Genomic DNA, 14,821 nt, shown 5'->3' with positions numbered 1-14,821 from the left:
TTTAATACAAATTCCAATTAATAGGTTTTTTTTGATGGTGTTTTAAATATTCATTAGCACGAGAAAAGGGTTTAGAACCGAAAAAACCTTGATAAGCAGAAAAAGGAGAAGGATGACTGCTTTCGATAATTAAATTATCCTTGATATTAATATATTCTTTATAATCTTGAGCTTTTTTTCCCCATAAAATATAAACAATATTTTTTTTCAAAGACAAATAATTAAATATATTAATAATAAAAATATGCCAACCAATATTTTTGTGACTCAAAGGCAATCCTTGTTCAACAGTTAAAATGGTGTTTAATAACAATACCCCTTCATAAGCCCAAGAAAATAATTGATTTTTAAAATTTATAATAGATAAATCATTTTTTAACTCGGTAAAAATATTCTTTAAACTTTTAGGAGTATCCCAAGATAAAGTACTAAATGCTAATCCGTGAGCTTGATTAGGTCCAGGATAAGGATCCTGACCTAAAATAACCACTTTTACCTTTTCCCAAGAAGTAAATTTAAAAGCGTTAAAAATATTTTTTGTGTTTGGTAAAATTTTTTTCCCTAAATTAGATTGAGTTATCAAAAAATTTTTTATTTTAATAAAATAATTTTTACGTTGTTCTTTGTAAATAATACGTTCCCAATTTATATCAATCAACATAAAATATTATATCACCCTTAAAAAAACTACTTTAATAAAATATTGATCTGAATTAATAAATTAAAATTTTAAACTAAATTATCATCAGATTTAGATTCTCCAAAAATAATAAAATAAAATAATAATAAAATCATTCCCCATATAAAAATATAAGTAATCTCATAAGGAATTTTAAAAGAATATTTATAAAAAATATTTTTATAAGGAATTTCTTTTTCAAAGTTTTGAATAGCCGAATTATTATCGCCTTTAGTAGTAACATATTTTTTTTGATGATTATTCTCAACCACTCTATGAATAATAAAACTATCTTTTAAATCAATAAATTTCGATTCATCCGCTTTAAATATAATTATATCACCATCTAACTTTTCTGGAGTACTAGGTTTTAATGATTTACATTTATTTTCATCTAATATAGTGAAAAAAACTATATCATCTACACGCATTGAAGGTAACATACTCTCACTAGAAACACGAGAAAAATTAAAACGAAAAATTTGAGAAGTTTTTTCTTTATCTAAAATTAAATTACACAATAAAAATATAACTACAAAAAATAAAAATAAATGAAAAAAATAATAAATAATATTTCTAATAATAGTTAAACAAATATACCTTTTATATTTTATAAATCCCATTAGCAAATCACCATAATGCGCCCATCTTTAAAAATATAATTAAAAAATTTATATATAAACTTATTATAAAATAACATAAAACATTCTCAAATAAATTCAAAAAATAACCAATAAATTAAAAATAATTTGTAAATAAGTTACTAAAAATATTAAATAAATTAATCCTTAAAATATTGTTTAAATAATTCAACAACTAATATTGGAATTAAAGAAATAATTATAATAATGATTATATCCGAAAAAGATAACTTAGCCAAATTAAAATATTTTTGACAAATAGGAATAAATAAAATAATAAATTGTATCAAAAAACTTATTATAAAATAAATTATAAAAAGATTATTTTTGGTTTTAATGGAAAAAATAGACTTTGATAAACTTCTAAAATTCCAAGCATGAAATAATTGTGAAAAAGCTAAAACCATAAAAGCAAAAGTTTGGCCATATTTAATATTATCAACACTATGAATATAATAACCTAAAATAGCAGAACCAAAAACAATAATTCCCAACATTAAACCTTCTAAAAAAATTTTATAAATAATCGATTTATTTAAAAAATTAATATTTTTTTTAATCATAGATTTATCTATAATATTATGTTCTGGAGGTTCCATACCTAAAGCTAAAGCTATCAAAGAGTCAGTAACTAAATTAATCCAAAGAATTTGTAAAGTATTCAAAATAACAAAATCAAAAGGAAAATAAAAAAAACCAAAAAAACTATTTAATAATATAAGACAAATTTCACCCATATTACAACTTAATAAAAAAACTAAACTTTTACGAATATTAACAAAAACATTTTGACCTTCTTTAATAGATGTTAAAATGGTATGAAAATTATCATCCATTAAAACAATATCAGCGCTTTGTTTAGTAATTTCCGTACCACTTAAACCCATAGCTAATCCTACATCAGCTTGTTTAATACTAGGTACATCGTTCACTCCATCACCAATCATAGCCACTATATAACCTAATTTTTGCCAAGCTCTAACAATTTTTAATTTATGTTGAGGAATAGTACGAGCATAAACCTTAATGTTTATTAATTTTTCTAATAATTCTGTTTCGGTTAATTTATCTAATTCAGAACCATCCATAACTAAGTCAGTTTTTTGATTTAAAATTTTTAATTTATTAGCTACTTGAATAGCTGTATAACAATGATCACCTGTAATCATAATTGTTTTAATATCGGCATCATGACATTCTTGAATTGATTGGAAAACTTCTAATTTTATAGGATCTTCAATACCTACTAATCCCACTAAAATAATCTTTTTACCTAAAATATACAAAATTTCTTTTAAAGAAATATTATCAGATAAAAAACGATAATCAAAAAAATTTGTAAAAGCAATCCCTAATACTTTATAACCCATTTGAGCTTTTTGATTTAAATTAAATTCAAACTCTTCTTTATATTTTTCACTTTTAATAACATTTTTTTGTTTTTTATTAATATAAATATAATATGACAAATCTAATATAATTTCTCCAGCGCCTTTAAAAATAGTTAAATATTGATCTTGATATTTGTATATAGCCATCATTAATTTCAAATGATCATCAAAAGGAAATATTTTAATTAATTTATATTGTTTTTGCAACTTTGAAACATTAATGTTCAAAACTTTAGATAATTCTAAAAAGGCACGATCTACAGAATCTAACAAATTGGAACAAGAAATAATTTTTCCATTATAATACTGAGCAATACTATTACATAAAAGACCATAATAAATTAACTCTTGATAACTTAAAAGTAAATTATCGCAAATTAACTTATTAGAATAATCAATATGAAAAAAATCGGAATAAACATATAATGATTTAATTAATAATTTATTATGAGTAAGAGTACCTGTTTTATCTGTGCAAATAACATTAATTGAACCCAATCGTTCTAAAGTTTTTAAATTTTTAACAATAGCGTTTTCTTTAGCTATCTTTTTTATACCAAAAGCGAAAATAATAGTCATAATAGCTAATAAGCCTTCGGGAATAACTGCCACAATTAAAGCGATAGAAGACAACAAATAACTACTAATAACATTCCAACTCAAATAATTAAAAAATAGATAATATTTAAAAATATTAAAAATAAAATTTATCAAAATTAAAACAAAAATAATAATACTCAATATTTTAGTTAATTTTTGTAAATAAAATTCTAAAACTGTTTTTTCTTTTTGAACTGTTCGAGATAATTTAGCAATATTGCCTATTTGAGTTTTCATTCCTGTATTAATAACTAAAGCTTCAGCATTTCCATTAATTACAACAGTATTCATAAATAACAAATTTTTCTGATTAAGTAAATTAGAATCGTTAATTTGAATATCAGCTCGTTTAGCAACTGCTATAGATTCGCCTGTTAAAATCGCTTCATCAACTTGTAAGTTATTAGAAGCTAATAAACGTAAATCTGCAGGAACTATATCTCCTTTATCCAAAAAAACAATATCTCCCGGAACCAACTGATCACTAGTTATTGATTTCACATTAGATTCTCTTAAAACTTTTACATATATTTTAGTAGTTTTAGTAATAATATCGAAAGATTTATCTTTCTGATGTTCCTGAAAAGCACCAAAAACAGCATTACCTAATATAATTATTAAAATTAAAATACCTTCATATAACTCTTCTTGATGGCTAGTTAAAATTCCTATTATTAAATTAATAAAAGCTGCTATTAATAAAATGTATATAAAAAAGTTATTTAATTGACTAAAAAATTTTTTTATTAAAGACTGAGGTTTAGTTTTGAACAATTCATTCAAACCATTTTCAATTAATCTAGTTTGAACTTGTTGTTCTGTTAATCCTGTTTTTAAATTAGTTTTTAACTCTTCAACTAATAATAATATTTCAGAATTATAAAACAAAGAATTCATATATTACTCGACCAAACCTTCTAAGAAATATGCCTCATCATTATTATTAATTTAAATAATAAAATAAATAAAAAAATAAAAATTCCCAAATTACTTAGAAATACGGATAGATTAATTGCTTTTTATGCAGCGATTTATATTTGCTGTTTTATTTACAATCAGCCCCCGTCCAAACCGGACAAGCAAGTTTCCAAGCATTCGGCTTTCCATAATTTACTCTCTTGCGAGAACTAATTTCCCTTTGCGGTTAATTAGTTATTTATTCTTATCGTTCGTATTCTCTCTGATATCATGCATTTGTTGATTTGTCACTTTTCGATGACAATCTTTACACAATACCTTTGTACTTTTATTCATGATCCTTGGGTGATTCGCATTGCGAACTATCCCAATGTGATGAATTTGAAGTTTGGTTGTTTTGTCGCAGTTATCGCAACGTTTCGATTTTAGTCGGTCAGTTAGATGTGTACGACCCTGGAATAAAAATCTATTGATGATAATATCAGGGTTTCCCTTGTAATTGCGCATTTTTTTGATTTTATCCCAAGAGTAGACAACCCATGGTTCGTATTGGGTTTTCCTTTTATTGAGATAAGGAATAGCCCAGGTTGAACCTATATTAAGTTTCTTTCGAACTCTGGCAATCGATGTTTTCCATTTTCTTGCCAGTGTCTTCAAACAGCTATCTTCAGCTAGATAATTTAGATGGGTTAAAACACCGAGATTGTTAGCCAAACAAAAGTATTCGATAATTCCTTTAACAATTGTTTGATAGGTCCGGATTATTTCTAATTCGTCTCTATCCGCTAAAGCTTCATCATGTTTCACCTTCCCCTTTTTTAACCAATTGTATTCATATCCATATTCTTCAGCTTTCGCTTGATGAATTTGGATTTGAACTTTACCGTTTAAGGAATTCTTCGTGGTTTTCCTTTCGCGTGTTTTATTAGCGGGGTTTACCTTAATCATGTAGGATAAAAACCTTGTCCCTTTGTTGGCTTTAACAATCTTTGACTTATCCTTACTGATCGTAAGTTTCAAATCTTGTTCTAACCATTGCGTTACTCGGTTCTTAATCTCTTCGGCTTTGTCATACTCACCCTTAATTCCAATGATAAAGTCATCAGCGTAGCGGATGTATTCAACTCTTATCTTTGGGTTTAAATTGATATACCTATCAACCCCCAATCTATGGTGTTGGTTTTTACGCCATGCCTTCCCATAAGCCAGGGTCGATAAACCTTGAAAGGAGATGGTCGGTCTAGCAAACGAAAGAATGCCAGATTAGAGCAGACCATAAAAGCGGGTTGCGACGAAAGCAAATTAGTCAAGAAGACGCCGCCACCAAATAATTCTACGGGCAAGCCTGAGATGGCCTAAGAAGGAAAATTGATGTAATAAGAGAACCTGTCTCGGAAGTTGCTGAAACGGACAGTCCAGATCCTACTAATACATAACTTCGGTATTGAGTAGTTTATCAGAAAAACCTGGAATCAGCCTCCCAAATGAGGATACTTCCCCTAAGGAATTAAGGTCAAAATTTAGTGTAACTTGGAGAATCCTAAAACGAAGTAATTAAATTTACTAATCCGGAAATAAAAGCCCGGATGGTCAAGGATAAAGCATCTTTTTAGTAGTCGTAAGGGTAAACCTAAATTTGGAATAATTTGGCTTACCAAGAAGAGAGTTAACGACTCTTATAGGGCGAAAGAAGAGAGTAATTTATTATTTATTCAATGGTATCAAGAAAGGGGTTAATATATTATGTCAACAACCGTTTCACTAGAAACTAAGCTTTCGCGAACATTGGATAAAATTCAATATCGTTCAGCAAATGGCCACTCCTTAAAAAGAGAACTCCAACAAGGAATGAATAATTTTTATAACATGTTAACCGCATTCAACAGAATTGCCACTAACAAAAAGGCGGGTACCCCCAGAATTGACAATAAAACTATTAATGGAATTCATCTCGAAAGACTAGAAAGATACCATCAGGAATACGTCAATAATGGTTATAACCCCAAACCAGTTAAAAGAATTCTTATTCCTAATGATAATAAAGGAACCAGACCCTTGGGGTTACCCACCATCAAAGATCGGCTAATGCAAAAATGCCTGAAACAACTCTTAGCTCCCTATTTTGAAAATATCTTCTCAGAATGGAACTTTGGATTTAGAACCAAAAAATCTTGTCATGACGCTATCAAACGTGTTAAACAAAGATTCAAAGGGATTGACTATATTGTCAAAATTGACTTAAAAGGTTACTTCGATACCATCAATCATGAAATTCTCATGCGAACCTTAAATCGGTTCATCAAAAAGGATAAAACTCTCTCAACCATTAACAAATGGCTAAGAGCTGGCTTCATGAAAGATGGAATCAAATACGAATCTTTATCAGGCTCCCCTCAAGGAGGAATTATTTCCCCCTTGTTGGCGAATGTATATTTACATTACATGGACTTGAGAATGAAGGAACTGATCAAAGAAGGAAAACCAATTAAGAAAGGAAATCCAGAATATGGTTAGATAGCACGAAATTTAGGAATCTTTGGCGCCCTCATTTGAATTATAAAAATAACAAAATTATTTTATCTGTTTAGAAATAATAGGCTTAGTCACTTTAACTTTGGTAATTACTAAACCATTATGAGACAAACCATCAAACACCCAATCATTATAAACTATCTTTATTTTTTCATTACTTTCTGGCATTCTACCTAATTTATCCAACATAAAACCACTTAAAGTATCATAATCATCTACTGGTAAATTAGCATTTAAATATTCTTCTATATCACAAAGATGAGCAGTACCTTTGATAATAAATTCTTGATTAGAGATTTTAACAATTTCAAAATCGTTTTTATCATATTCATCTTGAATTTCGCCTAAAATTTCTTCAATAACATCTTCAATAGTTACAATACCAGCTGTACCACCATATTCATCAACTACAATAGCCATATGTTTTTGTTTAGACTGCATTTCTTTTAATAATTCGCTAATATTTTTGAATTCTGTAATATAAAAAACTCTTCTCAAATAATGATTAATATTAAATTTTGAATAATTATTTTTATAAGAACGTGGATCGTTCGTTATTAATAAAACCTTAAAAAGATCTTTAATATGCACTATACCTAAAATCTTATCCAAATTTTCCATATAAACAGGGAATCGAGTATATTTTTCTTTTAAAATAAATTCTCTTAATTCATTAATATTAATATCATGACGAATAGCTACAATTTCTTTTCTATGACGCATAATATCCGAAACTTTAGTAGTATTAAAATCAAAAATATTTTGTATCATATTATTTTCATTACTATTAATAACTCCTTGGTTATAAGAAGAACTTAACAAAAAACGTAATTCATCTTCAGAAACAATATCTTGAGTTTTATTAGGATCAATTCTTAAACAATATAGAATAATATTACTTATTTGATTCAATAACCAAACAAAAGGTTTCATAAAAAAACAAACTAAATTAAATAAACCTAATAAATAATAAGCAGTTTTTAAAGGATAAATTAGAGCAATTCGTTTAGGAATAATATCTCCCAAAACCAAAGAAAGAAGAGTTAATAAAATTTGAATCTCACCATGAGAATCATGATGCAACATATAACCTTGAATTACTGTCAATATATGAATAACAATTTGAATAACAGACAAAAAATGAGTAGGTTTAGATTTAATTTTTTTAATTTTTAAGGCTTTTTTAATACCTTTTTCTATTTCAATATCTAATTTACTTTCGTTTAAAGAAACTAAAGATATTTCGATGGCCGACAATAAAGCATTGATAAAAATTAATGCTATGATAGTCAAAATAATTATACTCATTTTATTTTATAACCTCTTTCACATTTGAATAGAATAAAATATAGGTTATAAAAAATAAAACTTTTTAAATAATTATTTTTATCATCATTTTCCATATACGTTTAAATTAACTTATTCTCCTTTTTTTAATTTCTTATTTTATTAAGAACAACTTTGAATAATTTTACCATAAATTCAAACAAAAGTAAAATCATTCATTTTTAAATTAATTTTAATTTTTTTAATAAGCTCTAGCAAATAAAATAGTTTGATTTGCTTTTTTATGAGTCACAGGACAAATTTTATTTAATAATTTTTCTTTCAAAATTACTCGAGCTGTAGCACCTGTTTCTTTTTTGATAATTTCTTCCGCCTCATTAGCTAAAACACTCATCTTAACATATCCTTTTTTGAATAAATTAATTTTAAATTCCTCGTAATTATTAGCAATATAAATATTTTTTGTCATACGTTGTAAAGCTTTATCAAACATATTTTGATGGATATTTTTGAATAATTCGGTTATATTAATTAATAATTCAGACGCATTAATAATAATTTTTTTTCGATTATGTCTAATAAAAATCGTTATTTGATCATTTTTTAATTCTTGTTCCCCTATTTCTAATCTCAAAGGAATACCTTGTAATTCATAATGACTAAATTTCCAACCAATATTTTTATTTTGTATATCCAATTTAGTTCGATATTTTTTAAATAACTGTTTATAATAAAAATTAACTTTAGTTAATAAAAAAGAATTATTTAACCTTAAAGGAATAATAACTATTTGTATAGGAGCAATATAAGGAGGCATAACCAAACCTTCATCATCGCCATGAACCATAATTATAGCACCTATCAACCTAGATGAAACAGCCCAAGACGTCTGATGAGCTAATTGTATAACGGAATTTTGATCTTGAAATTGAATTTTAAAAATTTTCGAAAAATTAGTTCCTAAATAATGAGAAGTACCAGCTTGTAAAGATTGACCATCATACATTAAAGTTTCGATAGCATAAGTCGTTACAGCTCCTTTAAATTTTTCTTTTTCTGTTTTAATACCCGAAATAAAAGGTATAGCTAACAATTTTTTTCCTAATTTTTTATACAAATTCAAAATATAAAGAGTTTCTTTCAAAGCTTCTTTTTTAGAGGCATGAACTGTATGACCTTCTTGCCATAAAAATTCTTTACTTCTTAAAAAAGGCTTGGTATTTTTTTCCCAACGAACCACACTACACCATTGATTAAATAATTTAGGCAAATCTCTATAAGAAGTAATAATATTAGAATAATATTTAGAAAAAATTACTTCTGAAGTCGGACGAAGAATCAATTTAGATGGTAATGATTGATTAGAAATCTTATCAATAATCAAAGTTTCAGGAGCGAAACCTTTAATATGATCTTTTTCCAACTGAAACAAATTTTCAGAAAAAAGCAAAGGAAAATAAACATTTTGATGATTACTTTTTTTTAAATAATGATTTAAAAATTTTTGTATCATTTCCCATAAAAAATAACCATTAGGTAAATAAATAAAAAAACCTGGTACATCAGAATAAGAAATCAATTTAGCCTTTAAACAAAGATCTGTATACCATTGACTAAAATCAATATCACGAAAATGAACCGTTTTAACTAATTTTTTTTTCATATTTTATAACCTTTTATAAAAATAACCTTAAAAATAACTAAAATTATTAGATCATAATATCTATCGAATAACAAATTTATATAAACTTAATAAATAAATTAATAAATATTTAGATTTAGTATTGATTTTATTAAATAAATTGTTTTAAAATTAATAACTAGATAAAAATAAAAACAAATAAACTTATTAAAATTTATTCAATAACCTAGAAAATAATTTTATTTTATCTATATTTTCCCAACTAAATTTATAATTATCGATACCAAAATGTCCATATTTAGCAGTCATACGAAAAATAGGTTTAGTTAAATTTAATTGATTACTAATACCTTGGGGACTTAAATCAAAATTATTATAAATTGCCTCAAGAATGAGATTATCATTAACTTTACTAGTATTAAAAGTATTAATAAACAAGCCGACAGGAAAATTTACTCCAATGACATAAGCTATTTGTAATTCGCATTTATCGCAAATACCAGAAGCAACAATATTTTTAGCTAAATACCTTAACATATATGCTCCACTACGATCAACTTTAGAAGCATCTTTTCCACTAAAACAACCTCCTCCATGACGTATTTCGCTACCATAACTATCTTGAATAATTTTTCTTCCTGTTAAACCAGTATCAAAAGAAGGACCTCCTTGGATAAAACTTCCTGCCGGATTAATATAAAATTTAGTTTTAGCATTTATAAATTTCATAGGAATAACAGGTTTAATAACATATTGTATAATATCATTTGAAAAAGTTTTATTATTTTTAATAATATTGCTATGATGAGAAGAAATCACAATTGAATCAATATAACATAAATTACCTTTTTCATCATATACCATAGTTAATTGTGTTTTACCATCTGGTTTTAAAAAAGGTAAAATTTTCTCTTCTCTTATTTTATTTAATTGTAAAGCTAAATTCCGAGATAATATAAACTGTAATGGCATATACTGGGGCGTTTCGTTAGTAGCATAACCAAACATTGAACCTTGATCTCCCGCGCCACCATTAACTGAAACAGCTCTATTAATTTCTTCAGATTGTTTATTTATCAAATTAACAACTAACAAATCTGAATAATAAAAATTATCTTCTTTATACGGATAGATTAATTGCGTTTTATGCAGCGATTTATCTTTGCTGTTTTATTTACAATCAGCCCCCGTCCAAACCGGACAAGCAAGTTTCCAAGCATCCGGCTTTCCCTAATTCACTCTCTCTCGAGAACTAATTTCCCCTCACGGTTGATTAGCTATTTAATTCTTATTGTTCTTGTTTTCTAATATCGTGTATTTGTTAATTGGTTATCTTCTGATGACAATCTTGACACAATACTTCAGTTCTTTTATTCCCGACCCTGTGGCGATGCGCGTTACGAATCGTCCCAATGTGATGAATTTGCAGTGGGGTTGTTTTGTCACAGTTCTCACAACGTTCCGCTTTTAGACGATTAGTGAAATTCGTACGACCTTGGAATATAAATCTATTAATGGTAATATCCGGATTTCCCTTATAGTTACACATTTTTTTAATTCTGTTCCAAGAATAAACATCCCATGGTTCGTAATGGGTTTTTTTTTTATTAAGATAAGAAACACCCCAAGTTGAACCTATCTTGCATTTTTTCCGAACTCTGGCAATTGACGTTTTCCGTTTCTTTGTCAATGTTTTCAAACAGCTATACTCAGCTAGATAATTTAGATGAATTAAAACCTTTAGATTGTTAGCTAAACAAAAGTATTGGATAAGTCCTTTGACAATTGTCTTATAGGTCCGAATTATTTCTAATTCGTCTCTCTCTTCGCTAATGTTTCGTCGTGTTTCGTTTTTCCCTTTTTTAACCAATTGTATTCATACCCATATTCTTCGACTTTCGCTTTAGAAATTTGGATTTTAACTTTGCCACTTAAGGATTTCTTATAAACCTTTTTAGTGTTTGCTGGTTGGATTTACCTTTATCATATAGGATAGAAAGTAATTAATCCCTTTGTTGGCTTTGACAATGTTTGATTTATCCCTGCTAATTGATAAAGTAATCAGCATAACGAATATATATTCAGCTCTTAGTTTTGGATTTAGGTTAAGAGAATTGTCGATTCCCAGTTTATAATGTTGGTTTTTAAGCCATGCTTTTCCATATTCTGGGCTATTCTTTCTAATTGGTTTTTTCTCTTTAATTAGTTCGTTCATTTTCAAGCCGATATAATGTAGATATATATTCGCCGGCATATAGGAAATTCCGATAAAGATTCGTATTTGATCCCATCTTTCATGAAACCGGCTTTTAACCATTTGCAGATAGTCGAGAGGGTTTGATTCTTTATGATGAACTGATTTAAGGTTCTTATAAGAATCTCATGATTGATCTATATCAAAGTAACCTTTTAAGTCAATTTTGACAAGGTAATCAATTCCTTGAAATCTTTATTTAACGCGTTTGACAGCGTCATGGCCAGATTTTTTGGTTCTAAATCCCGTACTCCATTCTGAGAAGATATTTTAAAAACTAATGGTATCTTTCTAGTCTTCCTAGATTAACCCCATCAATGGTTTCATTGTCAACATCTGGTGTTCCTGCCCCTTCGTTAGCGGCAATTTTATTAAATGCGGTTAACGTATTATAAAAGTTATTCATTCCTTATTGTAGTTATCTTTTTAAAGAGTAGCCGTTTGCTGAACAATATTGAATTTTATCCCGTGTTCGCGAAAGTTTAGTTTCTATTGAAACCGTTGTTGACATAGTATATCAATCCCTTTCTTGATGCCACTGAATAAATAGTAAATTACTTTCTTCTTTCGCCCTATAAGAGTCGTTAACTCTTTTCTCGGTAAGCCGATTAACTAAATTATTCCAAATTTAGGTTTACCCTTACGACTACTAAGAAGATGCTTTATCCTTGACGATCCGGGCTTTATTTCCGGATTAGTAAATTTAATTACTGAGTTTTAGGATTCTCCAAGTTACACTAAATTTCGACCTTAATTCCTTAGGGGAAGTATCCTCTTTAGGGAGGCTGATTCCGGGTTTTCTTTATCTGATAAACTACTCAGTACATAAATAATATACTAATAGACTCCAGACTGTTCGTCTAAGCAACTTCCGAACAGGTTGGGTAATTACATCAATTTTCCTTCTTAGGCCATTGCAGGCTTGTCCGTAGAATTATTTGGTGGCGGATTCTTCTTGACTAATTTGCTTTTATCGCAACCCGCTTTTATGGTCTGCTCTAATCTGACATTCTTTCGTTTGCTAGACCGACCATCTCCTTTCAGGGTTTATCGGCCCTGGCTATCGGTTAAATAGCACGAAATCTAGGCCTCTTTGGCGCCCATTTATATACCCTATATCTTTTACTGTCTCTCGAACAATATTTTCTATTTTTTTTTGTTCTAAATTAATAGAACTTTTAATTTCACCGCAAAGAATAACTTTATTTTTAGTAACTATTGTTTCAATAGCGATCTTAGCATGAGAATCTTGTTTAAGATAAGCATCTAATAAAACATCAGAAATTTGATCTGCTATTTTATCAGGATGTCCTTGAGATATGGATAGATTATTTGCGTTTTGATTTCAAAATTTATTTTATCTTTCTGATATCTATTACAAACAGCCCCCATCTAAACCGGACAAGCAAGTTTCCTTGCATCCGGCTTGCCATAATTTATCTTCTTGTAAAGACTAACATTGTGTTACCACTCATTAGTTGTTTATTCTAATCATTCTTTGTTTCTTAAATTCTTTTAATATCAGATATTGGTAAATCAATTCTCTTACAATAATAAGATATTTTTATCTCTCAAACTACACCAGGTCGCATCGTGTCCGATTTTTGTATAATAAATTTCTAAAATCAGAAAGAATTAATATCTTTTTGTTCCTAATCTGAAGATTAATAATGAGGTCTAAATTTTTTTGATGTTTCTCAGTTTTTTTATATTTTTTGATAAAAATTTACTTTTTGAATATATTTTGAATATATTTTTTTTATTTTTTGTAAGTAAATGTCATAGTTAATGATTTAAAAAAAACTATTAATATTAATTTTGATAATATAATCAATTCCTTTTAATCTCCGTTTCACATATTTTAATAGCATCATGAAAAAAATTTTTGGTTAGAAATCCAAAAAAATCCATCCCAAAAAAATATTTTCGAAAATAAAAAGTTAATAATTATTTCATAACTTTCTTGATTAATAAATTTTATAGTGAGAATAACGAGAGATCGATTTTTAACTTTTCTTATAAGACAAGAATTTATTGAACTAATTGAAATTATTAATGGCTTTTTTTAAATATTCTCGGAGGTATTGTTCCATTTTCCAGAGTTTAATATCAGTAATATTTTTTGATTCAAATCACCACAATGTGATTGAAATCTAGATAAATATTAATCATATTTTTTAAGTTCTAGTTTAATTACTCTGATTATTTAAGAAACAATTTCAAATGATATTAAATATTCGTAAAAGCTTAGTTTATTGATCAGCAAAATTTTTGACATTTTCACTGATTCCATTGAATAAACAATAAATTACTGACTTCTTTCGCCCTATAAAGGTCATTAACCTTCTTCCTGAGAGGACGATTGACTTAATGATTCCAAATTAAGTTTTACTCCTCCGACTACTAAAAAGTCGCTTTATCCTTGGGCCTAATGACTTTTATTTCATTGTTGGTTAATTTAATAACTCTGCCTTTAGGATTCTCCAAGTTACTCTAAATATCAACCTTAATTCCTTAGGAGAAGTGACCGTTAGATCAACGGTGAGATTCCATGTTTTTAGTTGATAAACTATCCAATATCAGTTACTTATATCGATAGCTTCTGGACTGCCCGAGTACAGTAGTTTGCGAGACAGGTTAGGAAACTACATCTTCTTAGCTTCTTAGACCATTTCAGGTTTATCCTTAGAACTATTCGGTAGCGAGGTCATCTTGACTAACTACTTCATCGCAACCCGCTTTTAAGAACTGCTATAATTCCTGATTGTTTCCTTTCAGTAACCGTTCTTACCCTTTCAGAGTTTATCGCCCTGGTGAGTGGTTAGTTCACTTGATATTTAGGCATCTTTGGCGCCCTAACCGATTCATTAGTAAATT

At 27.7% G+C, this 14,821-nt stretch carries 7 protein-coding genes and 3 pseudogenes; 1 reads left to right on the top strand and 9 read right to left on the bottom strand.

What is annotated here, in order from left to right; genetic code table 11:
- Position 1: 1 nt before the first annotated feature.
- From H7686_RS00370 to H7686_RS00355, 4 genes and pseudogenes are all read right to left on the bottom strand, one after another.
- Complete coding sequence (locus H7686_RS00370) at positions 2–661, bottom strand: uracil-DNA glycosylase (RefSeq protein WP_193622002.1); 660 nt, start codon at positions 659–661, stop codon at positions 2–4.
- Between the two features lie 68 nt (positions 662–729).
- The gene (locus H7686_RS00365) at positions 730–1,302 is read right to left on the bottom strand and encodes a signal peptidase I (RefSeq protein ID WP_193622003.1); all 573 of its coding nucleotides are present in this window, start codon (positions 1,300–1,302) and stop codon (positions 730–732) included.
- A 158-nt stretch (positions 1,303–1,460) separates the two neighbouring features.
- Entirely contained in the window at positions 1,461–4,208 is a 2,748-nt protein-coding gene (locus H7686_RS00360) for a cation-translocating P-type ATPase (protein ID WP_193622004.1), read from the bottom strand.
- Between the two features lie 255 nt (positions 4,209–4,463).
- Positions 4,464–5,432: pseudogene (locus H7686_RS00355) on the bottom strand (group II intron reverse transcriptase/maturase); the annotation flags it as partial.
- A 540-nt stretch (positions 5,433–5,972) separates the two neighbouring features.
- Here H7686_RS00355 and H7686_RS00350 point away from each other — a divergent pair.
- Positions 5,973–6,737, top strand: a pseudogene (locus tag H7686_RS00350) (reverse transcriptase domain-containing protein); the annotation flags it as partial.
- Between the two features lie 63 nt (positions 6,738–6,800).
- Here H7686_RS00350 and H7686_RS00345 read toward each other — a convergent pair.
- The 5 genes and pseudogenes from H7686_RS00345 to H7686_RS00325 form a co-directional block, all read right to left on the bottom strand.
- The gene (locus H7686_RS00345) at positions 6,801–8,069 is read right to left on the bottom strand and encodes a hemolysin family protein (RefSeq protein ID WP_193622005.1); all 1,269 of its coding nucleotides are present in this window, start codon (positions 8,067–8,069) and stop codon (positions 6,801–6,803) included.
- A gap of 220 nt (positions 8,070–8,289) precedes the next feature.
- Positions 8,290–9,711, bottom strand: coding sequence for a proline--tRNA ligase (proS, locus tag H7686_RS00340; RefSeq protein WP_193622006.1), 1,422 nt, complete (start codon positions 9,709–9,711; stop codon positions 8,290–8,292).
- 186 nt (positions 9,712–9,897) lie between these two features.
- Complete coding sequence (metK, locus tag H7686_RS00335) at positions 9,898–10,785, bottom strand: methionine adenosyltransferase (RefSeq protein WP_444517547.1); 888 nt, start codon at positions 10,783–10,785, stop codon at positions 9,898–9,900.
- 226 nt (positions 10,786–11,011) lie between these two features.
- Positions 11,012–12,455, bottom strand: a pseudogene (locus tag H7686_RS00330) (group II intron reverse transcriptase/maturase).
- A 549-nt stretch (positions 12,456–13,004) separates the two neighbouring features.
- Entirely contained in the window at positions 13,005–13,229 is a 225-nt protein-coding gene (locus H7686_RS00325) for an S-adenosylmethionine synthetase N-terminal domain-containing protein (RefSeq protein ID WP_444517566.1), read from the bottom strand.
- Between the last annotated feature and the right edge of the window lie 1,592 nt (positions 13,230–14,821).

Source organism: Candidatus Phytoplasma asiaticum (assembly GCF_015100165.3).
Lineage (GTDB): Bacteria > Bacillota_I > Bacilli_A > Acholeplasmatales > Acholeplasmataceae > Phytoplasma > Phytoplasma citri.
The sequence above is the reverse complement of the archived record's forward strand: the minus strand, read 5'-3'. Positions and strand labels throughout refer to the sequence as shown.

What these genes read in the sequence shown, in the direction of transcription:
- H7686_RS00360 (WP_193622004.1), bottom strand. Translation starts at nt 4,208, where the DNA reads ATGAATTCTTTGTTTTATAATTCTGAAATATTATTATTAGTTGAAGAG.
- H7686_RS00345 (WP_193622005.1), bottom strand. Translation starts at nt 8,069, where the DNA reads ATGAGTATAATTATTTTGACTATCATAGCATTAATTTTTATCAATGCT.
- H7686_RS00365 (WP_193622003.1), bottom strand. Translation starts at nt 1,302, where the DNA reads ATGGGATTTATAAAATATAAAAGGTATATTTGTTTAACTATTATTAGA.
- H7686_RS00370 (WP_193622002.1), bottom strand. Translation starts at nt 661, where the DNA reads ATGTTGATTGATATAAATTGGGAACGTATTATTTACAAAGAACAACGT.
- proS (WP_193622006.1), bottom strand. Translation starts at nt 9,711, where the DNA reads ATGAAAAAAAAATTAGTTAAAACGGTTCATTTTCGTGATATTGATTTT.